This window comes from Pseudomonas sp. 1L-B-1-E-C1 (genome assembly GCF_057291835.1).
This window is the reverse complement of the sequence record NZ_JBXAWN010000001.1, coordinates 692829-714926: the sequence shown is the minus strand read 5'-3', so window position 1 is coordinate 714926 and position 22098 is coordinate 692829. Positions and strand designations below refer to the sequence as shown.

The following is a 22098-nucleotide window of genomic DNA, read 5'->3' as shown; positions in this document are numbered from 1 at the left end:
CCCGGCAACGGGGCTTTTTCCCAGGTTCCACAAGGCGTATTCGATCATGCGGACTCCTGCCCTCTTCGCTCTGCTTTGTCTGTGCGGCCTGACTCAGGCAGCGCAGATGCCCGTCGCTGCCCTGCCGGGCGGCGTGCTGGTCTACAAGGACGTGCAAAGCATTCGCGAGCGCAAGTTTGCCGACATCGTCGAACAGAAAACCGATTTCAGCTGCGGCGCTGCTGCACTGGCAACGGTCCTGCGCCAGGCCTATTGGCTCGACGTCGATGAAGAGCACATCATCAAAGGCATGCTGGTCAACGCTGACCAGGACCTGGTGCGAACCCAGGGTTTCTCCATGCTCGACATGAAGCGCTACGTAGAAAGCATCGGCATGCGTGCCCGTGGCTACCGGATCCCGCCCGAGAAACTCGAAGCGGTGACCATTCCGGTGGTGGTCCTGATGGACATTCGCGGCTACAAGCACTTCGTCGTCCTGCAGCGTTCGGACAAGGATTGGGTCTACATCGGTGACCCGGTTCTCGGCCACAAGCGCTACAAGCACGACGACTTTGTCAAAGGTTGGAACGGTATTGTCTTTGCCATCGTCGGCCCCGGTTACGACAAGGCCAACGCCTTGCGCAGCCCTCCGGTGCCGCTGACGGCGAAGAACTCGCTGGACAGTTTCAACCCGGTCAAAGATGCGGAATTGATGGATTTCGGGTTCATTCAGAGCGACTTCTTTTAATCGCCGAGTTAGAGAATGGGACTGGATGTCCCGGGAGCAGCAGATGAAAAGCTCATACTGGCTGGCCGCCGCCTGCCTGGCAGCGAGTGCGTCAGGTTTAGCCCATGCCGGATTCAAACCCATCGAAATCAAGGACCAGGAGCTCGCCGAGCTGCGCGGTCGTTACGTCATGCCGGGGCGGATCATCAGCTTCGGCATTGTCATGAGCAGCACCTGGCGCAACGCCAGCGGCGACCTGATCGGGGCCGCCACCTCGATGCAGATCCAGGCCGCAACGGTCAAACCGGAATTTTACGTCTCGACCATCAAGGAGTCGGGCAACGGCAGCACTCCCACATTGGGCACCGGCACTGTCATCGGTGGCGCCGGCCTCAACAGCAGCCAGGGCGTGACGCAAAGCGTGCGCGCCGCCGGCGATGGCAACACCGCCAACAACAACGTCGCGATCAACGTCAGCGAAGCCAGTCAGGCGCCCGCTCTGGTGCCGTCGCAGGGCCAGGCCCTGGTCGCCGGGCAGACCATCAGCGGCAGCAACGGCGCCGGCAGTGTCGCGGTTTCGGCCAACGGCGGTGGCGTGCAAATGGCGATTCAGGCCAGCGGCAATCAGGGCGCCGCGCTGCAACAGGTGGCCCAGGGCGGGCTGCTGCAGAACACCCGTCTGCTGGGTAGCGCCAACGTGGTCAACAACCTCACGCAACTCAACGTCGTACTGAACAATAACGGCAGAAGCGCCGGTGCACTGGATTGCAACCTGACCCAACTCGGGGCCCTACGCAATATCGGATATTGAACTACGCTGAGTCTCGATCATTGGGCTTAAAGGGACGGCTTATTCATGTATCGATCAGTATCACTGCGTGCCGCAGTGTGTTTGAGTACCCTTCTTCCGGCGGCAATGCTGCAAGCAGCACCCGACGCCGATGTAGAAGCCCTGAAACGGGAACTTCTGGAACTGAAACAACGATACGAACAACAACAACAAGCGCTGGCGGTACTTGAACAACGGGTCCGCCAGGTAGAAGAAACCCCCGCCGCCCCACCGCCAAAACGGCTGGCCAAATCGCCGTCCGACATGAAAGGCAATCGCGTCGCTACCGGAGCCGCCACGGGCACCGGTGCGGCCGCCGCATCGGGAGGCGCCGCCGGGGGCAGCGGCGCTTCTTACGGTCAGTCACTGGCCGATGATTCGCAACCGGCGCAGAGTGTTTCCAACCTGTATGACGAAGCCAGCGGTTTCTTTGGCGGCGGCAAGTTCAGCGTCGAAACCGGCCTGACCTATTCGCGCTACGACACCCGCCAGTTGATCCTCAACGGTTTCCTTGCGCTGGATTCGATCTTCCTCGGCAACATCAACCTCGACCGAATCAAGGCCGACACCTGGACCCTCGACCTCACCGGCCGCTACAACTTCGACAATCGCTGGCAGTTCGACCTGAACGTGCCGGTGGTTTACCGCGAGTCGACTTATCAGTCGGGCGGCGGCAACCAGGGCGCGGCCGGTGTCACCACCGAAGAAACCGTGACCAAGGATCCAACCATTGGCGACGTCAACTTCGGTATCGCCTACAAGTTCCTCGACGAGTCGGTCAACACCCCGGACGCCGTCGTCACCCTGCGCGTGAAGGCGCCAACCGGCAAAGACCCGTTCGGCATCAAGCTGCGCCAGACCGACGCCAACTCCAACCTGTTCGTCCCCGACACCCTGCCCACCGGCAACGGCGTCTGGTCGATCACCCCGGGCATCTCGCTGGTCAAGACGTTTGATCCGGCGGTGCTGTTCGGCAGCCTTTCCTACACCCATAACCTTGAGGAGTCGTTCGACGACATCAGCTCCACCGTCAACCAGAAAACCCCAGGCAAAGTGCGCATCGGCGACAGCTTCCAGATCGGTGCCGGTATCGCCTTCGCACTCAACGAGAAGATGAGTATGTCGTTCTCCGTTTCCGACCTGGTACAGCGCAAGAGCAAGCTGAAACAGGACGGCGGCGATTGGGAATCGGTGGTGTCGAGTGACGCCAACGCCGGTTATTTCAACGTCGGCATGACCATCGCGGCCACCGACAACTTGACCATCGTGCCGAACTTGTCGATCGGCATGACTGACGATGCGCCGGACTTCTCGTTCAGTCTGAAATTCCCGTATTACTTCTAAAGCAAAGCAAAAGATCGCGGCCTTCGGCAGCTCCTGCATTCGGATTGCGTAATCCCTGTAGGAGCTGCCGAAGGCTGCGATCTTTTGATCTACAGCTAGTTAACGAATCTGATGCTTATGCAGTAACCGGTAGAACGTCGGCCTTGATACACCGAGCACCTTGGCCGCGACGCTGAGGTTGTCACTGTGACGATTCAACACATCACACAACGCCTGCCGTTCCGCCCGGGTCTTGTAATCCTCCAGCGTGCCCATCGGCGTGGCAATCGAGTGCTGACTGATCAAGCCCAGATCCCGTGCTTCGATCTGCCGGCCCTCGGCCAGCACCAACCCGCGGCGTACCCGGTTGGCCAGTTCGCGTACGTTGCCGGGCCAGTCATGCTTGCCCATGGCGATCAGCGCATCCTCGCTGAAGCTTCTTGGCCGGCGTCCGGTTTCATGGCTATAGAAATGCGAGAAGTGATTGGCCAGCATCGACAAGTCGCCATGGCGTTCACGCAACGGTGCGGTGACCACTTGCAGAACGTTGAGGCGGTAATAGAGATCTTCACGAAAGCGCTTTTTCTCGATCGCCGCCTCGAGGTCAACGTGAGTCGCTGCCAGCACGCGAACATCCACGGGGATCGGTTGACTGCCACCGACGCGCTCGATGTGTTTTTCCTGGAGAAAGCGCAGCAGATTGGCCTGCAACTCCAGCGGCAGATCGCCGATTTCATCAAGGAATAACGTGCCGCCGTTAGCCGCTTCAATGCGTCCGATCTTGCGTTGGTGCGCGCCAGTGAACGCGCCTTTCTCGTGACCAAACAGTTCGGACTGAATCAGATGCTCGGGAATCGCCCCGCAGTTGATCGCTACAAACGGTTTGTTGTGGCGCTGGGATTGCCGGTGCAGGGTCCGCGCGACCAGTTCCTTACCGGTACCACTCTCGCCGCGAATCAGCACAGGCGATTCGGTCGGTGCGAGTTTGCTCAGCAGTTTGCGCAGTTCGCGGATCGGTTTGCTGTCGCCGAGCAGTTCGTGTTCCGGCTGGTCGACATGAATTGTGCCCTGCCCGCGCAGTCGGGCCATGCCGAAGGCGCGCCCGAGGGTGACCTGTACGCGTGAGACGTCGAAGGGCAAGGTGTGGAAATCGAAAAACCATTCACAGACGAAGTCGCCGACGTTCTGCAAGCGCAGAACTTCCTGATTGAGCACGGCGATCCACTCCGTACCGCTGCGGCTGATCAACTCTTTGACGGCCTCGGGGCGCTCCAGATGGAAGGGCTGCAAACGCAGGAGGCCGACATCACAGGCGCGGTCGCCGGCATTTTCCAGATTACAACTGTCGACGTCCCAGCCCACGGCGCGCAATCCGGGCAACAGGCGATGGCAATCGTCACAGGGATCGACCACCAGTAAACGTCTCGATGCAGGCGCTTCGCTCATGACTGTTCCTTGGCGCCAAACTTAATAAATGATTGTAAAAACAGTCATTTGGCAGACCCGGTTGTAACACTAGCAAGATTTTGACGGGTGCTTGTATCGATTGCTTATAGGGGGCTTATTAAAAGAGTTATAAGAAAGCTGGTTGTTAGTTAGCTATCGACTATTCGCAGTGTGTCAAACAGCAGCCCTCACCCTCACCCTCACCCTCTCCCAGAGGTAGAGGGGACTGACCGAGGTGTTTGCTCGAGTTATACCGACCTGAGATGCCGAGCCGAACTCAAGTACCGAAGTCCCCACAGGCCGGCTCCCTCTCCTCGGGGAGAGGGCTGGGGTGAGGGGTGAATTCGGCGCGGTGTTCGGACATGTGCAGGATTAACGAAACTAGCCGGGGTTATGTAAAGAACCTGAAATTTCTTTGTTTCAAGTGTGACCCGTCCCCCGGTTGCGTGCATCAGTACATACAAGTAACCCGCCGCACGGTAAGCCCAACCGACGGCACATCACTTGATTGGGCACTAATTAGAGAGAGATCCCATGACTGCCCCGCTCCGTATCAACGAAGCTCTTTTGATTGCCAACCACGCGTTCAAACCTTTCCAGTGCGTGGCCTGGGCGCCACAGGACGGTAATGGCGAGCTGAGCCTGACCGTCGTCGACCGCACCAATTCACACATCGGTCGCAAACAGATTCCGAGCAGCGCCTACTCTGACCCGGCGCAACTCGAACAACTACTGCAACAGGCGCGCGCCGAGCTGAGCGAAGACGGCCATAAGTTGCAATCGTGGTCGATGCCACACTGATAACCGAACAAGGGCGGATGACATAAAGTCATCCGCCCTTTTTTCTTACAGAAAAACCGTTACTTGCCGAGTCGGGTCTTGCTTGAATGCTTGGCTCGCTTGCAACTGGTTCAACAAGACACTGTTCTGGCACAGTGCGACCGTCCTTCTGTTGATTCTCCCAGTTGTACTTCTCGCGGTTCAGGGATTGAATGTTTCGCTCGTGCAGTCAGCCGCCCAACCACTGGGTATCGGTCTACTGGCAAGGAGACGCGTGCATGTCTACCCTGAACACTTTTGCGCTGCCCACTGCATGGAACAACCCCGGTTCGCTCGATTCGACATTCGCCATTGGCGGTATTGCGCAGGTGTATTTTGCCGGCAGTCTGTCCAGCCAGACACAGCATGTCGCGCTCGATGCGCAGGGCCGGATTCTGGTCGCTGCCAAGGTCGGTACGCCGAAAGGAAGTCGTTTTGGCCTGGCGCGGCTGCTGGCCGATGGTTCGGCTGATTTGTCGTTTGGCGCTCAGGGCAGCGTGATCGGAAGCTTCGTTGAGGGGTTCGAAGCCAGGGCGGGCAAGGTTCAGGTACTGTCCGACGGGAGGATTCTGCTGGCGGGCCTGCATTATGAAAATACCCATCGCACCCTGCCCGCCCTCGCCCTGTTTGATACCAACGGCCAGCGGGACCGATCCTTCGGCGACAACGGCTTCCAGGTCGTGCGGCTGCCCGGCGAGCTGTCCATGGGCACCCGTGACAACTGGCTGCCTCCGGGCGTGCCGGGGGTTGAAGCCTGTGATTTTGCGGTGCAGGAAGACGGCCGCATTCTGCTGATCGCCAACCATCATTTCAGCCTCGCCGATCACGCCGGGATGCTGATTCGCCTGCAGCCCGATGGCCGCCTGGACGAGTCTTTCAACGGGCGCGGGTTCGTGATGGTCCGCCACCTGTTACTCAATACGTGGCTGAGCACCCTCCTGTTGAAGAAGGATGGCCGGATCGTGGTGGCAGGTTCCATCGACTTTCCTCAGGAAGGCCTGCTGGCGATTTATCTGCCCGATGGGCGTTTGGACGAGCGCTTCGCCGTGGACGGTTTCATGGCCTTTAAAACTCACGGGAAAAGCGCTCAGGTCAGTCAGGTCATCGATTGCAACGACAGGCTTTATTGTTTTGGCAGCAGTCGCGATCCGATCCGCTGTCTCACGTTTGTTCTGCACGGGAACGGTCGACCGGACTTGCACTGTCACCATGGCCAGCCACAGGTGCTGGACATCGGTCCCAGCGGGTGCCAGTGGAATGCCGCCCAGTTGATGAGCGACGGTCGGATCATCGCTGTCGGGACAACCATCGGCGGGGTCGAAGCAGACTTCATGGTCGCCCGGTATCGATGCGATGGCAGCCTCGACCCAGCGTTCGGCCAGGGCCACGGTTGGTTGCGCACGCGTCTGGGCCGAAGTCTCGATACGGCCAATTCGCTGGCCGTGCAAGCTGACGGCGACTTTGTGGTCGGTGGCTATTCGCTGGATGGCAACTACCGGGCATTGGTTGCGCGTTATCTGAATAGATAATCGGCATGCAAGCGGACCTTACCGTCCGTCGGCTACATAGCTCTACCTGTAATTTCTGACAGTAGACGCCTCTTTGAATCAGGGATCAGATGGAGGTACACGCAGATAGCTGCGTGCTTCACCTGAAAAAAGGAATTTTGAAATGACTGATCAAGAGAAATTGTCCGGGCGACTGACGCAAGTTGGCGCTTCAAGCAAGCGTGCAAGCGAGGTCGAACCGCGGATCCTCGAACTCAAAGAACTGGATGGTAAGTACATACCACCCGATAGCGTCGTTGAAGTTAGCGAGTTCTTTATCACAGCCGGGGGCACTGAGCGTAGCACGGCGGACTTTCTGGACGGCGGAAGACCGATCGCCCCTGTAAAATTTGACGAGACTGGCCATGTTACAACACTCCTTTCCCACCAGTCTGTGGGTACCCATGTCTACACCGTGCGAGATGAGTTTGGACAAGAGTCATCACCGTGGGTGGTTACTATCGCACTGGGTCAGCTATTGATCGAATCTGTCAAAGGACCTGACGGCCAATTGATCGAAAACGGCTCAAGTACCGCACATACCGACCTGAGCTTTGTTGGCAACGGCCCGTTAAACCAAGTGGTGGAACTCGTAGATAACGGCATCGTGAGCCGGCTGCTCAACGTCGATCCAACAGGGCACTGGAGCGCCCGGATCCAAGGTCTTAAGCCAGGCGCGCATAAATTCGTCGTTCGCGCGTTAAACGGCAAGGAGTCAGCCCCTTGGAGTGTCGAGATCGAAAAACCGGCGTTGCTGAGCATTCAGTTCGGATTTGGTCAGGGCAATCATCAACCCATCGAAGATGGCGAAACCACGACGCAGACTGCAGTAGTTCTGGTGGGTACAGCCACGCCGCACGAGAGTGGACTGATCCTCAGCGATGCCCAGGAAGGGGTCGAGTTCATCGCGAATGAGTATGGAATTTTCAACGCCCTCGTTGAAAACCTTCTCCCTGACTTGAGCTATACGTTCGTTTGCCGATCCTACTCGGACCGGCAGTCGGCCCCATGGACAATCAAGGTAGCCTCTTCGAAACTGCCGCCATTGTAATTCTGTATCAAGGCGCTGGCGCCCGCCGAGTTAAAACTCGGCGGGTCAGTGTTGCCAATCGAATCAAACGTACCGTCTTTCAAACACCGTAATCGGGATCAACCACGAACACCTTGATCTTCCTTGAAACATCCGGCAACTTTCGCGCTTCTTAATAAAAGGAGCAGCCGATGTCCGGTTCAATCGCCCAGGCGTTCGCGCACAACTTCCTCGGGCAATCGCCACGCTGGTACAAGGCGACCATCGTCGGTTTTCTCATCCTCAATGCCGTGGTGCTGTTCACTATTGGCCCGGTCGCAGCCGGCTGGTTGCTGGTGATCGAATTCATCTTCACCCTGGCTATGGCACTCAAGTGCTATCCGTTGATGCCCGGCGGCTTGTTGTTGATTGAAGCGCTGCTGCTGAAGATGACCACCCCGCAAGCGCTCTATGACGAGTTGCTGCACAACTTCCCGGTCATCCTGCTGCTGATGTTCATGGTTGCCGGCATCTACTTCATGAAGGATCTGCTGCTGTTTCTGTTTTCGCGGCTGCTGTTGGGGGTGCGTTCGAAAGCCGTTTTGGCGCTGATGTTCTGCTTTTTGTCGGCGTTCCTCTCGGCCTTTCTCGATGCGTTGACAGTGACGGCGGTAATCATCAGTGCGGCAGTGGGTTTTTATTCGGTGTATCACCGGGTTGCATCGGGCAACGATCCGCGCAAGGACAGCGACTTCAGCGACGACCAGCAGTTGCCCGGGTTGCACCATGATGACCTGAATCAGTTTCGCGCTTTCCTGCGCAGTCTGTTGATGCACGGCGCTGTCGGCACCGCGTTGGGCGGCGTCTGCACCTTGGTGGGCGAACCGCAGAACCTGTTGATCGGTCATGAGATGGGCTGGCATTTCGGCGAGTTTTTCCAGAAAGTCGCCCCGGTGTCGCTGCCGGTGCTGGTGGCGGGTCTGGTGACCTGCGTGCTGCTGGAGAAACTGCGCTGGTTCGGTTACGGCACTCTCCTGCCGGATAACGTGCGCGCGGTGTTGGCCAACTATGCGACTGAAGACAACGCCGAGCGTACGTCGCGGCAAACCGCTGCGCTGCTGGTGCAAGGCGCGGCGGCGCTGATTCTGATTGGATGCCTGGCGTTTCACCTCGCCGAAGTCGGCCTGATCGGTTTGATGGTGATTGTGTTGATCACCGCGTTCAGCGGGATCACCGACGAGCATCGCCTGGGCAATGCGTTCAAGGACGCCATGCCGTTTACCGCGCTGCTGGTGGTGTTTTTTGCCGTGGTGGCGGTGATTCATGATCAACAGCTGTTCGCGCCGTTGATTCAGTGGGTACTGGCGTTGCCGGTCGATCAACAGCCGGGCATGTTGTTCATCGCCAATGGCCTGCTCTCGGCGATCAGTGACAACGTGTTTGTCGCGACCATATACATCACCGAGGTGAAACAGGCGTTCCTCGCCGGGCACATGAGTCGGGAGCATTTCGAGACGTTGGCAATTGCGATCAATACCGGCACGAATCTGCCAAGTGTGGCAACGCCCAATGGACAGGCAGCGTTTTTGTTCCTGCTGACCTCGGCAATTGCGCCGCTGGTGCGTTTGTCGTACGGGCGCATGGTGTGGATGGCGCTGCCGTACACCGTGGTGATGGGCCTGCTGGGCTGGTATGCGGTGAGCTACTGGCTCTAGGCAACGCTGAATAACCCTGTGGGAGCGAGCTTGCTCGCGAAAAGGGAGGGTCAGACAACAGATTCGTTGAATGACACACCGCTTTCGCGAGCAAGCTCGCTCCCACATTGGCTTTTTGTGTTGGGTCAGCGCGGGAGGATGTATTTCTCGATCGCCTGTGCCACACCGTCTTCAGTATTGGATGCGGTGACGACATCAGCCTGGCGCTTCACCGCCTCTTCCGCCTGGCCCATGGCAATCGACAAGCCGGCGCATTTGAACATCGCCGGGTCATTGCCGCCGTCGCCGATGACCGCCGTTTGCTCCAGCGGCACTCCGAGGTATTCGGCGATCGTCGTCAGGGCAGTGCCTTTGTTGGCTTCCAGCGCGGTGACGTCGAGGTACACCGGCTGCGAACGCGACACTTGCGCCATGCCGTTAACCTTCGGCAACAGCTGTGCCTCCAGTTCGATCAACAAGTCAGTGTTGTTGCTGGTGGCGACGATCTTGTCGATCCGTTCCAGGTAGGGCTCAAAGCTCTCGACCACCACCGGCGGATAGCCGAGGCCGCTCTGCTCTCGTGGGACCATCGGCCCGTGCGGGTCCTTGAGCAGCCAGTCACCGCCGCTGAACACCCAGATTTCCACGTCAGGTTGATCGGCAAACAGTGCCAGTGCGATCAGCGCCGTGGTTGCCGGCAAATAATGCGCGGCCAACAGCGTGCCGTCCGGCTTGACGATGGTGCCGCCATTGAATGCCGCTGTCGGCAGATCAACGCCGAGCGCCTCGATTTGCTGCAACATCGCTTTCGGCGGGCGTCCGCTGGCGAGGCTGAACAGCACGCCGGCCTCGCGCAGCGAACGAACCGCGTCGATGGTGCGTTGGTTCAGCGTGTGATCCGGCAGCAACAGCGTGCCATCCATGTCGCTGAGCAAAAAACCGATGGGTTGTTTCGCCAGGTCACTCATCCGAGGCCATGCCAGACGCGACCATCGCGAGTCAGGAGATCTTCGGCTGCTTGCGGACCATCTTCGCCGGCCGCATACAACTCGACGCTCGCATCCTGCTGCCAGGCATCGAGGAATGGCTGCACTGCTCTCCAGCCGTTCTCGATATTGTCGGCGCGCTGGAACAGAGTCTGGTCGCCCGTCAAACAGTCGTAGATCAAGGTTTCATAGCCGGTCGAAGGCTGCATCTCGAAGAAGTCCTTGTAGGCAAAACCCAGCTCGATGTTGGCCATGTTCAACGCCGGTCCCGGCCGCTTGGCCAGCAGGTCGAACCACATGCCTTCGTTCGGCTGGATCTGGATACGCAGGTAGGTCGGTTGCAATTCGTCGACTTCGGTGTCGCGGAACTGCGCATAAGGCGCCGGTTTGAAGCAGATGACGATCTCGGTATCGCGCACGCTCATGCGTTTGCCGGTGCGCAGATAGAATGGCACACCGACCCAACGCCAGTTGTCGATCATCACCTTCAGTGCCACATAGGTTTCCGTGGTGCTGTCGGGCGCGACGTTGGCTTCTTCCCGATAACCGTTCAACGGCTGGCCGTCGCGCTTTCCGGCGCTGTACTGACCACGCACCGAGTTGGCCCGCGCCTCTTCCGTCGACCAGGGCCGAATCGCCCCGACGACCTTGGCCTTCTCGCCACGCACCGCATCGGCGCCGAACGCCGCCGGCGGTTCCATGGCGACCATGGCCAGCAACTGGAACAGGTGATTGGGCACCATGTCGCGCAGTGCGCCGGTGTGTTCGTAAAAACTGCCACGGGTTTCGACGCCGACGGTTTCCGCCGCGGTGATTTGCACGTGGTCGATGTAATGGTTGTTCCAGAATGCTTCGAACAGGCTGTTGGAAAACCGGCTGACCAGAATGTTCTGCACGGTTTCCTTGCCCAGGTAATGGTCGATCCGGTAGATCTGCTTCTCGCTCATGACCTTGAGCAAGCAAGCGTTCAACGCCTCGGCCGTCTGCAGATCGGAGCCGAACGGCTTCTCGATCACCACCCTTCTGAACGCTTCGGGAGTTTCTTCAAGCAAACCGGCGCTGCCGAGGCGGCGCACCACTTCACTAAAGAAACGCGGCGCGGTGGCCAGGTAGAACACCGCATTGCCGGTGCCGCTGTCGGCGATTTTCGCCGCCAGGGCTGAATAGGTGCTGTCGTCGAGGAAGTCGCCCTGGACGTAGCTGATACCTTTGGCGAGCTTGGCCCACAAGAGCGGATCAAGCATCTGATCGCCCTTGCCGACCTTCGCCGCCACTTCGGTACGAATGAAATCTTCGAGCTTCTGCGCGAAGGCTTCATCGGTAATGGCGTTGTGATCAACGCCAACGATCCGCAGATTCTCGTCGAGCAGGCCGTCGCGACTGAGGTTGTACAGCGCCGGCATGAGCAAGCGCTTGACCAGGTCGCCGTGGGCACCGAACAGGAACAGCGTGGTCGGTGGTGCGGGTTCTGCCTTGGATTTTTTGCGGATCGTACGGGTCATTTTTTCGCGGTCTCCACGTGGCCGCCGAAGCCGAAGCGTTGTGCCGACAGGATCTTGTCACCAAAGGTGCCCTGTCCGCGCGAGCGGTAACGGGAGAACAGCGAGTTGGACAGCACCGGTACCGGCACCGCTTGCTCCATGGCCGCCTCGATGGTCCATTGACCTTCGCCGCTGTCGGCTACCGAGCCGGAGAAACCGTCGAGCTTCGGATCGCTGGCCAGTGCATCGGCAGTCAGGTCCAGCAGCCACGACGACACCACGCTGCCACGACGCCAGACTTCCGCGATGTCGGCCACGTTGAGGTCGAAACGCTGATCTTCCGGGAGACGTTCGCTGGATTTGGTCTTGAGAATGTCGAAGCCCTCGGCGAACGCGGCCATCATGCCGTACTCGATGCCGTTGTGAATCATCTTCACGAAGTGCCCGGCACCGGCTGGGCCGGCATGAATGTAACCGTGCTCGGCGCGATGGTCATCGGACTTGCGATCCTTGGTACGCGGGATGTCGCCCATCCCCGGCGCCAGTGCCGCGAACAGCGGATCCAGACGCTGCACGGTTTCGGCGTCGCCGCCGATCATCATGCAATAGCCGCGTTCCAGGCCCCAGACGCCGCCGGAGGTGCCAACGTCGATGTAGTGCAGACCCTTCGCGTTCAGCGTCTTGGCCCGGCGAATGTCATCCTTATAGTTGGTGTTGCCGCCGTCGATGATGGTATCGCCGGGTTCGAGCAGTTCGCTCAGGGTGTTGATGGTGTCTTCGGTCGGTGCGCCGGCCGGCAGCATGACCCAAACGGCACGTGGCTTGTCGAGGCCAGCGACCAGGCCCGGCAAATCGGCGACGCCCGTGGAGCCCTCGGCGACCAGGTTATCGATGAAAGCGGTATTGCGGTCATAAACAACGGTGGTGTGACCGTTGAGCATCAGACGTCGCGCAATATTGCCGCCCATGCGGCCCAGTCCAATAATCCCGAGTTGCATGTGCTGATGCTCCTTACTACAAATAAATATGTGTCATTGGTTATAGCCCAACGCGACTGATGGAGGTTAGTCCAGAGCGTTGCGATGAAGTTTCCGGGCATTGTGCCCGATTCAGAGTGATAACGCCCCGAATCCTGCCGAAGACACACCGACCATGAAAAATAAAAAAGTTCCCTTCCAGGGCAAAAGAAATCAAAATTGGCGCCGATAGTAAGTCAAGCGCCTCGGAACGAGGAGTGACTTACAGTTGATGCACGCCATTTGCGAGGTGAGCAATGGGCACAGTACACACAGCAATGCCGCCACAAACCCTCTACGTTACGATCCGTCGCGATGAATTGCGCCAGTTGAAAGACGAGCGCGACCAGTTGAAGCACGAATTGGCGCAATTGCGCGCATTGACTCAAGGCTCGCAGCCGCAACCGCGTCCGGTTGTGCAGCGCGCGCCCCACGCCTGATCCCCCGCGGCTTCGGGAACGACCGTCGTCGTTCCCGACACGTTGCACCTCTGACCGCCTGATGCCACATAAAAGCGGCGTTTAACAAATCTTTCACATACCCTTGGGGATACTCCGCCCCATTCTGGCCGTACCTGCGCGTACGGCCTCTGTTCGTCGGTGTCATGGAAGCGTTCCGGCGTGGGTTTGATGATTGAGCTGGAGCGCTGAATGGCATTGTTCAAACGCAGCAAAACGACTGCGGCTGGTTTCGACTGGGCCGGATTTATCTGGCTGTTCGTTTTCTTCTGGTACTTCTCGGGTATCACCCAACTGCTGATCCAGCTGACCGGCACATCCGGCTTTACCGGATTCCGTCAGGCGTTCGTGATGAGCGCATTGTGGCTGGCGCCGATGCTGTTGTTTCCCAAGCAGACCCGCGTAATCGCGGCGATTATCGGCGTAGTGCTATGGGCCTGCTCGATGGCCAGCCTCGGCTACTTCTTCATTTATCAGCAGGAGTTTTCCCAGAGCGTCATCTTCATCATGTTCGAATCGAACGTGTCTGAAGCTGGCGAGTACATGACCCAGTACTTCGCCTGGTGGATGGTTCCGGCATTCCTTGCGCATACTGCGTTCGCATACTTCCTGTGGACGCGCCTGCGCCCGGTGTACATGCCGCGCGGCCGCGCCCTGGTTGCTGCGACGGCGATCGTGGTTGCCGTGGTTGGCTACCCGCTGGTCAAGCAAACCCTGCGCATGGGCACCTTTGCCCAAGGCTTCGAGAAATTCGAAACCCGCATCGAGCCAGCAGTGCCATGGCAGATGGCCGTGGCCTATCACCGCTATCAGGAAACCCTCGCCGACATGCAGGGCATGCTCGACAGCGCGAGCAAGATCCCGCCGCTGAAAAACCTCAAGGACGCCTCGGCCGGCCAACCGGCGACCCTGGTGCTGGTCATCGGTGAATCGACCAACCGTCAGCGCATGAGCCTTTACGGTTATCCGCGCAACACCACACCGGAACTGGACAAGCTCAAGGATCAACTGGCGATCTTCGACAACGTCATCACTCCGCGCCCCTACACCATCGAGGCGTTGCAGCAAGTGCTGACCTTCGCCGATGAGCAGAATCCGGATCTGTACCTGTCCACGCCGTCGCTGGTCAGCGTGATGAAACAGGCCGGCTACAAGACGTTCTGGATTACCAACCAACAGACCATGACCAAGCGCAACACCATGCTCACGACCTTCTCCGAACAGGCCGACGAGCAGGTGTACCTGAACAATAACCGCAACCAGAACGCCGCACAGTACGATGGCGACGTCATCGAACCGTTCAACAAGGCTCTGACCGATCCTGCTGAACGCAAACTGATCGTCGTGCACCTGCTCGGCACGCACATGAGTTACCAGTACCGCTATCCTCCGACGTTCGACAAGTTTCAGGATCGCCAGGGCGTACCGGCCGGCGTGCGCGATGACCAGTTGCCGACCTACAACAGCTACGACAATGCCGTGCTGTACAACGACTTCGTGGTTTCGAGCCTGATCAAGGACTACGCCAAATCCGACCCGAACGGCTTTTTGCTGTACCTGTCCGATCACGGCGAAGATGTCTTCGACTCGGCCGGCCACAGCACTTTGGGCCGTAACGAAAACAAACCGACCGCACCGATGTACACCATCCCGTTCATGGCCTGGGCCTCGCCAAAATGGAAGGAAAACCACGACTGGAACTTCGCCGGCGACCTCAGCCGCCCGTACAGCAGCTCGCAGTTCATCCATACCTGGGCGGATCTGGCGGGGTTGAGTTCGGATGAGCTGGACCGCAGCAAGAGTCTGGTCAGCGACAGCTTCGTACCGCGCAAGCTGTTGATCGGCGATCCGTACCAGACGGCGAAACGCGCGTTGATTGATTTCAGCTTGATGAAGCCCAAGCCACCGGCACCCGCAGAAGTGGCGCAGAAGTAAAACGACAAAGGGCCTGCAAGGGCCCTTTTTTGTGCCCGCCGGCCGTGACGCTTCTTCCTGTCAACGACCCTGTAATACGCCGCAATATTTGCGATGAACGAGCGTTAACCCATTGTTAATGGCCGCGACGCAGACTCTCCCCCGAGATCTGCTTCACGGACGAACCGACTCCCACTTGTTCAGTAGGAGGCACCATGAAAACCACCACCATCATCCTCACCACCCTGCTCGCCGTCGGCTCCACCAGCGTGTTCGCTGAGGGCGGCGCCGAACGCATGCGTTATTACTACGACAACTTCCCGGTCGCGCACGCGCAGAGCGAGCAAAGGGCCGACGCCAATGCGAAAGAAATTCGTGTCCCTGCCGACCAGACGGCGCAGGTGACCGAGACTTATCGCGACTGAGCTTTATCGAGCAACCGATGGACCTTCCGTGGCTCCGCTCTGGCCCGGGAGATGACAGTTGAGGCGCCCTGCCTGGGGCGCCTTTTTTTATGGTCAGGCGGATATGTATCCGGCTCGTGATCAGCGCTGAATTCGCCCCTCACCCCGCCCTCTCCCGAGGGAGAGGGAGCCGATCTTTTTGCTCTGCAAAACCTGAGTTCGGCTCGATATTTCAGGTCGGCGTATCTGGATCGGTCACTGCGGTCAGTCCCCTCTCCCTCTGGGAGAGGGTTAGGGTGAGGGGCTTTTCAGGCTTGCAAAGCCTTTATCCAGAACCTGCACAGCGTTATTTGTAGGAGCTGACGAGTGCAACGAGGCTGCGATCTTTTGCGGTCAGTGGCCCCAGATGAGTTCTTCAGTCCAGCCCAGTTCGGCAAAATCTTCGGCGCGCAATGCCCTTTCGCCGACACAGAAGAACTCATCCAGCTGCGGTGGCTTGACCGTCGTGCCGCTGAGCATCGCATGCACCTGGCCGCGATGGTGGATCTGGTGTTCGAACAGATGCGAGAGCATGCGCAAGCGGCTGTCGTGTTGTGGTGTTTCGCGGGCGATGGTGACGATTCTCGGCAGATCGGCATCGCGCAGTTGTTCGCAATAGGCGATCAGACGACGGTCGACATGTGCCTGTTCTTCACGCAGCGCGGCGGCGTCGGTAAACGGCTCGTCCGCATTGAAGAACACATAGCAGTCAGGGTGCGGCTCGTCACCGCGCAATTCCCGTTCGAGCGCGTCGACGTAGAACCAGTCGCAGGTGAGGATGTGATTGAGCGTGAGGCGGATGCTCGGGAAGAAGCTCACCCGTGGCGCGGTCAATTCGGCGGCATCGAGCTGGGTCCAGGCCTTGGCCAGGCGATGATTGGCCCAGGCATTCTGATAGGCCATGGTCAGCAGATGATGGGACAACGGTTGGCTCATGTCGGCGCCCTCCTCTTTTCAGGCTTCGGCGAAACGCTGCAATTGCATCTCCTGCAAACGACTGAGGGTGCGGCGGAACGGGAATTGCAGATAACCCTCGGTGTACAGCGCGTCCATTGACACGCTTGCCTCGACGTACAGCGGCACCTTGCGGTCGTAGCATTCGTCGACCAGCGCGATGAAGCGGCGCACGCCGTCGTCATGCACCGACAGCTGCGGCAGTTCGCGGTCGCCGGCGACCACGCGTTGCGCGCCATCTTCAGTGCCGCGTGCGATGCGTCCCTCACGTTTCTGTGCGCTCAGACTTGGCACTTCGCTCAACAGGATAGCCCGGTAGCGATCACACAGCGCGATGAAGTCCATGGCGGCGAAAGGTTGTTCGCACAGATCACGGTAACGGCACCACAGCACGGATTCGCTGGCCTGCACCACGTTGAGCATTCGATGGCCCACGGCGACGGGTTCGTCACTTGGGCTCTCAGCCGAAACCAGCGATTTGAACACACCATCCAGCGCACTCGGTTTATCGGCGGTACGGACAAAATAGCGTTGTTCGATCGCCCCCGGATGCAGGCGATGATCCTCGGCGCCATTCACCGCGACCACTTGCATCTGCGCTTTGATCGCCGTAATCGCCGGAGTAAAGCGGTCGCGGTTGAAGCCGTCCGCGTACAGATCATCGGGCGGCAGGTTGGATGTGCAAACAATCACCACGCCTTCGTCGAACATGACCTGGAAAAGTCGCCCGAGAATGATCGCGTCACCGATGTCATTGACGAACAGCTCATCGAAGCACAACACGCGCACTTCGCCGGCCAGCTCCTTGGCCAGTGCGCGCAGTGGATCGGCGATGCCGCTCAGTTGGAAGGAGCGCTGATGCACCCAGCCCATGAAGTGATGAAAGTGCTGACGCCGCGCTGGCACCCGCAGGCTCTGATAGAACTGATCCATCAGCCAGGTCTTGCCGCGCCCGACCGGCCCCCACAGGTACACGCCGCTGATCGAACGGCTACCGGCGTGCAAGGCTTCATGGCATTTTTGCAAGGCCCAGACCGCGTGTTCCTGGGCTTCATCCTGGATGAAGCCCTTGTGTTCAACGGCGTATTGCCAGGCACTGAGGGGAGAGTCGAAAGTCATGCGCGGGAGTATGCCACGGCGGATTTTCCATTGCTGGTCGAGGCACGTGAATGATCCGCATGTGGGAGCGAGCCTGCTCGCGAAGGCGTCGTGTCAGCCGATACAAATATTCACTGATACACCGCTTTCGCGAGCAGGCTCGCTCCCACAGGGGGCATTGCGCCCAGCAAAACCTGACCTTTCAGGCAGTTATTGCTCGTTGCCCTCGCCGCCCTCTTGCGGCATCCTGCGCACCCATTTTCTGACCCGGCCCCGCCTCGCGGCGCGCACATCACCATGACCGCCTCTGAAAAAGCCTCGCGCAACAACGACCTGATTTACGGCCTGAACGACCGTCCGCACCTGACTGCCACCGTGTTCGCCGCGCTGCAACATGTGCTGGCAAGTTTCGTCGGCATCATCACCCCGACCCTGATCATGGGCGGCGCGCTGGGCCTGCAAAGTGAAATCCCTTACTTGATCAGCATGGCGCTGTTCGTCTCCGGCCTCGGCACGTTTGTGCAGGCCAAGCGCTTCGGCCCGGTGGGTTCAGGTCTGCTGTGCCTGCAAGGCACCAGTTTTTCCTTTATCAGTGTCATTCTCAGCGCCGGGTTCATGGTCAAGGCGCGCGGTGGCGGCACCGATGAAATCCTCTCGACGATCTTCGGCGTGTGTTTTTTCGCTGCCTTCATCGAAGTGGTGCTCAGCCAGTTCATCGGCAAACTGCGCATGCTGATCACCCCGGTGGTCACCGGCACCATCATTACGCTGATGGGCCTGTCGCTGATCAAAGTGGCGATGACCGACATCGCCGGCGGCTTCGGTGCGCCTGACCTGGGCGCAGCCAGTCACGTGTTTCTCGCGGCGCTGGTGATCGGCACGATCGTGGTGCTGAACCGCGTCGACGTGCCGTTCCTGCGGCTGGGCGCGATTGTCATCGGCCTGACCTTGGGTTATGTGGTGGCCTGGCTGATGGGCACGGTGGATTTTGCTTCGATCCCGGAAGTACCGCTGATCAGCGTGCCGGTGCCTTTCAAGTACGGTTTCAACTTCGATTGGGTGGCGTTCGTGCCGGTGGCGGTGATCTTTCTGGTGTCGCCGCTGGAAGCGGCCGGTGACCTGACCGCGAACTCGATGATCTCGCGGCAACCGGTCAAGGGCCCGCTGTACATCCGCCGAATCAAATCCGGCCTGCTCGCCGATGGTCTCAACTCGGCGATGGCGGCGGTGTTCAACAGCATGCCGATGGTGACCTTCGCGCAAAACAACGGCGTGATCCAGCTGACCGGCGTGGCCAGCCGCTACGTGGCGTTTTTTATCGCGGGCCTGCTGGTATTGCTCGGTTTGTTCCCGATGATCGGCGCGGTGCTGCAACTGATGCCGAAACCGGTGCTGGGCGGCGCCGAGCTGGTGATGTTCGGTACCGTCGCCGTGGCCGGGATCAAGATCCTCGCCGAAGCCGGGCTGCATCGGCGCAACATGCTGATCGTGGCGATTTCCTTAGGGATGGGCCTGGGCATCGCGGCGGTGCCGGAAGTGTTGCGGGAATTGCCGCAAGCGCTGCGCAACATCTTCGAATCGCCAATCACCGTCGGCGCGTTGTGCGCTATCGTGCTGAACATCTTCCTGCCCGAAGAGTTCATCGAACTGGAAGAAGACGATTTCGACCCGGAAGCTTCTATTCTGCAGGTCATGGAAAACCCGGACATGCCGGCCAAAGGTGAACCTGCCCCAGCGGCGGCTGTCGCACAGTTGAACCGCTAACGTCTGGCCTTTAAAAAGGAAGGGCTGAGCCGATGACGGTTCAGCCCTTTTTTTTGAGAGACCGTTTATGCGCCGCTTGCACGCCGTCATTCTGTCGTTACTGCTGCTGTCCCTCAGTGCTTGTGCGCTGTTCCCCAACCGTGACCCGGTAAACATCAACGTGGTCGGCCTCGAACCGTTGCCGAGCCAGGATCTGGAAGTACGTTTCGCCATCAAGCTGCGCGTACAAAACCCCAATGAGACAGCGATCGACTACAACGGCATCGCGTTGGATCTGGAGGTCAACGGTCATTCGCTGGCGTCCGGTGTGAGCGATCAGAGCGGCTCGATACCGCGTTTCTCCGAAGCTATTGTCACGGTGCCGGTCAGTGTCTCGGCGTTCTCGTTCCTGCGCCAGACCTTGGGCCTGAGCCAGACGCAAAGCCTCGATAACCTGCCCTACGTACTGCGCGGCAAACTGGCGGGCGGGTTGTTTGGCACCATGCGCTTTAGCGACAGCGGCAAGTTGAGTTTGCCCAAGGCGAGTGCGGCGACCTGGTAGTCAGCGGTTCCAATCGGGAGAACGCCACACAACCCCTGTGGGAGCGAGCCTGCTCGCGAAGGCGGTCATTCAGGCGACTACGACGCTCATGTTGCCTACGTCTTCGCGAGCAGGCTCGCTCCCACAGGTTCTCTGCAAGTTTCAAGGTCAGGAGTTGAACCGCACCCCCGGCTTCGCCCGCTCATCCACGCTCAACTCGAAGACATCCGGCCGCGCGTAGTGGCCGACCACATCGTAGTCATAGCGCGCACGGATCAGTTCATCGGTGTCGATCTGCGCCGTGAGCAACCCCGCCTCGCCACGCAACGGTCCAGCCAGCACATCGCCCATCGGCCCGACGATCACGCTGCCGCCAGCGATCAACGGCCGATCGCCCGGCCAGTTGGCAATGTCCACACCCAACTCATTAGGCGAGGCCTGCACCTGACAAGCGCTGACCACAAAGCAGCGGCCTTCATGGGCGATGTGACGCATGCTGACTTGCCACATCTCGCGCTCATCCACGGTCGGCGCGCACCAGACTTCAACGCCTTTGGCGTACATCGCCGTGCGCAGCAGCGGCATCATGTTTTCCCAGCAGACTACCGCGCCGAGCTTGCCCACCTGAGTGTCGAACACCGGCAAAGTCGAGCCGTCACCCTTGCCCCAGATCAATCGCTCGGTGCCGGTGGGCATGAGCTTGCGGTGTTTGCCGATGAGTCCGGCCTGCGGATCGAAGTACAGCGCTGTGCAATACAAAGTGCTGCCCGCGCGCTCGATGACGCCGATCACCAGATTGGCCCCGGTGCGCGCCGACAATCCGCAGAGCGCCTCGGTTTCGGCGCCGGGCACATCGATGGCGTTGGCAAAATAACGCGCGAAGGCCTCACGCCCTTCAGGCAGGCGATAGCCCAGCTGCGTGCCGAAGCCCTCGCCTTTCGGATAGCCGCCAAGCAAGGCCTCCGGCATCACCACCAGCGCTGCGCCGGATTCGATGATCGCGCTTTCCCAGCCGAGGATCTGATCGAGGGTTTCGTCTTTGCCACCGGGCAAGGCGCCGATCTGTAGTGCAGCAACAATGGATTTTGGCATCGTGTTTACTCCATCAGGTTCAGGTGTTGCCGATTCTCCAGCGCCACGCGATCATGAATAAAGCCCCAAACACTGCTGAATGATATGAGCCAAATGAATATCGCCAACATCGATCTCAACTTGCTGAAAGTTTTCGAAGCACTGCACGAGGAATCCAGCGCCAGCCGCGCCGCCTTGCGCCTGGGCGTGACGCAATCGGCGGTCAGCGCGGCATTGCGGCGCCTGCGCGAGGTTTACGGCGACCAATTGTTTGTGCGCACCGGGCGTGGCCTGGCGCCGACCCTGCAGGCCAACCAGCTGAAACCGGTGATCAGCGATGCGCTGAACAAATGCCGGCAAAGTCTGGCCATGCTCGATCCGACAGCCAATCAGTACGACGGGCGTTCGGTAGCGATTGGTCTGTCAGATGATTTTGAAATTGCCTACGGTCGCGCCTTGATCGAAGAAATCGCCCGCCACGCGCCAAAGCTGCGGCTGATCTTTCGCCAGACCCACAGCCAGATCGTTGCTCGTGCGCTGATGGAGCGCAGCATCGATCTGGCGATCACCGCTGGCGGCTTCGCCGAGCGTTTGCTCAGTCGTCAGGTATTGGGTGAAGGGGGCTATGCGTGTCTGGTCGATCCGGCCAGTCTTGCGCCGGGCCAGCAGCAGATCGAGTTGCAAGAGTTTGTCGCCCGCGAGCACATTCTGGTGTCGTCGGGCGGCTTTATCGGCATCACCGACGAGGGATTGGCGGCCGTGGGATTGAGCCGCCGGGTCTGCGCGTCAACCACACATTTTGCCGCGCTACCCTTCCTGCTCAAGGGCAGTCAGGCGGTGGCGACCATTCCGGCCCACGCCGCCGCAAGTATTGCCGCGCTGAGCGGACTGGCATTGCTGCCCTGCCCTGTGGCTTTGCCGCGCTATCCGGTCGAACTGGGCTGGCGCACCGGCACGCAGATCGATCCGGTGCTGGTCAAGGTTCGCGAAGCGATTGCCGCCACGTTCGGCCAAGCGTGA

20 protein-coding genes are annotated in these 22098 nt (G+C 59.4%); 13 read left to right on the top strand and 7 right to left on the bottom strand.

Annotated elements, in window-relative coordinates:
- Positions 1-46: 46 nt before the first annotated feature.
- Genes AC0Z4S_RS03060 through AC0Z4S_RS03050 form a run of 3 tightly spaced genes read left to right on the top strand, consistent with a single transcriptional unit; the run spans position 47 to position 2879 of the window.
- Positions 47-727 carry a C39 family peptidase gene (locus AC0Z4S_RS03060; protein ID WP_485621988.1) on the top strand — a complete coding sequence of 227 codons (681 nt, stop codon included), beginning with the start codon at positions 47-49 and terminating at the stop codon, positions 725-727.
- Positions 728-770: 43 nt separating this feature from the next.
- Positions 771-1517 (top strand): hypothetical protein, encoded by a 747-nt coding sequence (locus AC0Z4S_RS03055; RefSeq protein ID WP_485621987.1) that lies wholly within the window; start codon positions 771-773, stop codon positions 1515-1517.
- 45 nt (positions 1518-1562) lie between these two features.
- Positions 1563-2879, top strand: coding sequence for a hypothetical protein (locus tag AC0Z4S_RS03050; protein WP_471877889.1), 1317 nt, complete (start codon positions 1563-1565; stop codon positions 2877-2879).
- A 99-nt stretch (positions 2880-2978) separates the two neighbouring features.
- Here the strand turns inward: AC0Z4S_RS03050 and AC0Z4S_RS03045 are convergent, their stop codons facing one another.
- Positions 2979-4304 carry a sigma-54 dependent transcriptional regulator gene (locus AC0Z4S_RS03045; RefSeq protein ID WP_485621986.1) on the bottom strand — a complete coding sequence of 442 codons (1326 nt, stop codon included), beginning with the start codon at positions 4302-4304 and terminating at the stop codon, positions 2979-2981.
- 534 nt (positions 4305-4838) lie between these two features.
- Between AC0Z4S_RS03045 and AC0Z4S_RS03040 the strand changes: the two genes are divergently transcribed.
- The 4 genes from AC0Z4S_RS03040 to nhaB all read left to right on the top strand — a co-directional run bounded on the left by AC0Z4S_RS03040 (position 4839) and on the right by nhaB (position 9394).
- Positions 4839-5105: a hypothetical protein gene (locus AC0Z4S_RS03040; protein WP_016774677.1), complete on the top strand. Its 267-nt coding sequence runs from the start codon at positions 4839-4841 to the stop codon at positions 5103-5105.
- A 257-nt stretch (positions 5106-5362) separates the two neighbouring features.
- Positions 5363-6652 carry a hypothetical protein gene (locus AC0Z4S_RS03035; protein ID WP_485621985.1) on the top strand — a complete coding sequence of 430 codons (1290 nt, stop codon included), beginning with the start codon at positions 5363-5365 and terminating at the stop codon, positions 6650-6652.
- A gap of 142 nt (positions 6653-6794) precedes the next feature.
- On the top strand, positions 6795-7721 hold the full coding sequence (locus AC0Z4S_RS03030; protein WP_485621984.1) for a hypothetical protein: 927 nt from the start codon (positions 6795-6797) through the stop codon (positions 7719-7721).
- Positions 7722-7891: 170 nt separating this feature from the next.
- Positions 7892-9394 carry a sodium/proton antiporter NhaB gene (nhaB, locus tag AC0Z4S_RS03025; RefSeq protein WP_485621983.1) on the top strand — a complete coding sequence of 501 codons (1503 nt, stop codon included), beginning with the start codon at positions 7892-7894 and terminating at the stop codon, positions 9392-9394.
- Between the two features lie 125 nt (positions 9395-9519).
- Here nhaB and AC0Z4S_RS03020 read toward each other — a convergent pair whose 3' ends face one another.
- From AC0Z4S_RS03020 to gnd, 3 genes are read right to left on the bottom strand one after another with little or no spacing between them, the layout of a single operon-like run.
- Positions 9520-10341, bottom strand: coding sequence for an HAD family hydrolase (locus AC0Z4S_RS03020; protein ID WP_485621982.1), 822 nt, complete (start codon positions 10339-10341; stop codon positions 9520-9522).
- Positions 10338-11861 (bottom strand): glucose-6-phosphate dehydrogenase, encoded by a 1524-nt coding sequence (zwf, locus tag AC0Z4S_RS03015; RefSeq protein WP_485621981.1) that lies wholly within the window; start codon positions 11859-11861, stop codon positions 10338-10340. Before zwf ends, AC0Z4S_RS03020 begins: the two co-directional genes overlap by 4 nt.
- On the bottom strand, positions 11858-12838 hold the full coding sequence (gene gnd, locus AC0Z4S_RS03010; RefSeq protein WP_485621980.1) for a phosphogluconate dehydrogenase (NAD(+)-dependent, decarboxylating): 981 nt from the start codon (positions 12836-12838) through the stop codon (positions 11858-11860). The genes zwf and gnd overlap by 4 nt, the downstream gene beginning before the upstream one ends.
- Before the next feature lie 275 nt (positions 12839-13113).
- Between gnd and AC0Z4S_RS03005 the strand changes: the two genes are divergently transcribed.
- The 3 genes from AC0Z4S_RS03005 to AC0Z4S_RS02995 all read left to right on the top strand — a co-directional run bounded on the left by AC0Z4S_RS03005 (position 13114) and on the right by AC0Z4S_RS02995 (position 15653).
- Positions 13114-13296, top strand: a complete 183-nt coding sequence (locus AC0Z4S_RS03005; protein WP_016774671.1) for a DUF6026 family protein — start codon at positions 13114-13116, stop codon at positions 13294-13296.
- 210 nt (positions 13297-13506) lie between these two features.
- Positions 13507-15249 (top strand): phosphoethanolamine transferase CptA, encoded by a 1743-nt coding sequence (locus AC0Z4S_RS03000; RefSeq protein ID WP_485621979.1) that lies wholly within the window; start codon positions 13507-13509, stop codon positions 15247-15249.
- A 194-nt stretch (positions 15250-15443) separates the two neighbouring features.
- Positions 15444-15653: a hypothetical protein gene (locus tag AC0Z4S_RS02995; RefSeq protein ID WP_485621978.1), complete on the top strand. Its 210-nt coding sequence runs from the start codon at positions 15444-15446 to the stop codon at positions 15651-15653.
- Between the two features lie 372 nt (positions 15654-16025).
- On the opposite strand, the gene AC0Z4S_RS02990 is transcribed toward AC0Z4S_RS02995, so the two are convergent.
- Complete coding sequence (locus AC0Z4S_RS02990; protein ID WP_471877895.1) at positions 16026-16607, bottom strand: DinB family protein; 582 nt, start codon at positions 16605-16607, stop codon at positions 16026-16028.
- 18 nt (positions 16608-16625) lie between these two features.
- Positions 16626-17744 carry a cell division protein ZapE gene (gene zapE / locus AC0Z4S_RS02985; RefSeq protein ID WP_485621977.1) on the bottom strand — a complete coding sequence of 373 codons (1119 nt, stop codon included), beginning with the start codon at positions 17742-17744 and terminating at the stop codon, positions 16626-16628.
- 276 nt (positions 17745-18020) lie between these two features.
- Here zapE and AC0Z4S_RS02980 point away from each other — a divergent pair, with 276 nt between their 5' ends.
- Together AC0Z4S_RS02980 and AC0Z4S_RS02975 are read left to right on the top strand one after the other, a co-directional pair.
- Positions 18021-19487: a nucleobase:cation symporter-2 family protein gene (locus AC0Z4S_RS02980; protein WP_485621976.1), complete on the top strand. Its 1467-nt coding sequence runs from the start codon at positions 18021-18023 to the stop codon at positions 19485-19487.
- 67 nt (positions 19488-19554) lie between these two features.
- Positions 19555-20028, top strand: a complete 474-nt coding sequence (locus tag AC0Z4S_RS02975) for an LEA/WHy family protein (protein ID WP_485621975.1) — start codon at positions 19555-19557, stop codon at positions 20026-20028.
- A gap of 147 nt (positions 20029-20175) precedes the next feature.
- On the opposite strand, the gene AC0Z4S_RS02970 is transcribed toward AC0Z4S_RS02975, so the two are convergent.
- On the bottom strand, positions 20176-21099 hold the full coding sequence (locus AC0Z4S_RS02970; protein ID WP_485621974.1) for a carbon-nitrogen hydrolase family protein: 924 nt from the start codon (positions 21097-21099) through the stop codon (positions 20176-20178).
- 84 nt (positions 21100-21183) lie between these two features.
- On the opposite strand from AC0Z4S_RS02970, the gene AC0Z4S_RS02965 reads away from it, so the two are divergent.
- Positions 21184-22098 (top strand): LysR family transcriptional regulator, encoded by a 915-nt coding sequence (locus AC0Z4S_RS02965; protein ID WP_485621973.1) that lies wholly within the window; start codon positions 21184-21186, stop codon positions 22096-22098.

Coding starts and splice junctions, on each gene's coding strand:
- AC0Z4S_RS03020 (WP_485621982.1), bottom strand. CDS start 10,341: ATGAGTGACCTGGCGAAACAACCCATCGGTTTTTTGCTCAGCGACATG.
- AC0Z4S_RS03000 (WP_485621979.1), top strand. CDS start 13,507: ATGGCATTGTTCAAACGCAGCAAAACGACTGCGGCTGGTTTCGACTGG.
- AC0Z4S_RS02970 (WP_485621974.1), bottom strand. CDS start 21,099: ATGCCAAAATCCATTGTTGCTGCACTACAGATCGGCGCCTTGCCCGGT.
- AC0Z4S_RS03045 (WP_485621986.1), bottom strand. CDS start 4,304: ATGAGCGAAGCGCCTGCATCGAGACGTTTACTGGTGGTCGATCCCTGT.
- AC0Z4S_RS03060 (WP_485621988.1), top strand. CDS start 47: ATGCGGACTCCTGCCCTCTTCGCTCTGCTTTGTCTGTGCGGCCTGACT.
- AC0Z4S_RS02990 (WP_471877895.1), bottom strand. CDS start 16,607: ATGAGCCAACCGTTGTCCCATCATCTGCTGACCATGGCCTATCAGAAT.
- AC0Z4S_RS03055 (WP_485621987.1), top strand. CDS start 771: ATGAAAAGCTCATACTGGCTGGCCGCCGCCTGCCTGGCAGCGAGTGCG.
- AC0Z4S_RS02975 (WP_485621975.1), top strand. CDS start 19,555: ATGCGCCGCTTGCACGCCGTCATTCTGTCGTTACTGCTGCTGTCCCTC.
- zapE (WP_485621977.1), bottom strand. CDS start 17,744: ATGACTTTCGACTCTCCCCTCAGTGCCTGGCAATACGCCGTTGAACAC.
- AC0Z4S_RS03035 (WP_485621985.1), top strand. CDS start 5,363: ATGTCTACCCTGAACACTTTTGCGCTGCCCACTGCATGGAACAACCCC.
- nhaB (WP_485621983.1), top strand. CDS start 7,892: ATGTCCGGTTCAATCGCCCAGGCGTTCGCGCACAACTTCCTCGGGCAA.
- zwf (WP_485621981.1), bottom strand. CDS start 11,861: ATGACCCGTACGATCCGCAAAAAATCCAAGGCAGAACCCGCACCACCG.
- gnd (WP_485621980.1), bottom strand. CDS start 12,838: ATGCAACTCGGGATTATTGGACTGGGCCGCATGGGCGGCAATATTGCG.
- AC0Z4S_RS02995 (WP_485621978.1), top strand. CDS start 15,444: ATGAAAACCACCACCATCATCCTCACCACCCTGCTCGCCGTCGGCTCC.
- AC0Z4S_RS03040 (WP_016774677.1), top strand. CDS start 4,839: ATGACTGCCCCGCTCCGTATCAACGAAGCTCTTTTGATTGCCAACCAC.
- AC0Z4S_RS03005 (WP_016774671.1), top strand. CDS start 13,114: ATGGGCACAGTACACACAGCAATGCCGCCACAAACCCTCTACGTTACG.
- AC0Z4S_RS03030 (WP_485621984.1), top strand. CDS start 6,795: ATGACTGATCAAGAGAAATTGTCCGGGCGACTGACGCAAGTTGGCGCT.
- AC0Z4S_RS02980 (WP_485621976.1), top strand. CDS start 18,021: ATGACCGCCTCTGAAAAAGCCTCGCGCAACAACGACCTGATTTACGGC.
- AC0Z4S_RS03050 (WP_471877889.1), top strand. CDS start 1,563: ATGTATCGATCAGTATCACTGCGTGCCGCAGTGTGTTTGAGTACCCTT.
- AC0Z4S_RS02965 (WP_485621973.1), top strand. CDS start 21,184: ATGAGCCAAATGAATATCGCCAACATCGATCTCAACTTGCTGAAAGTT.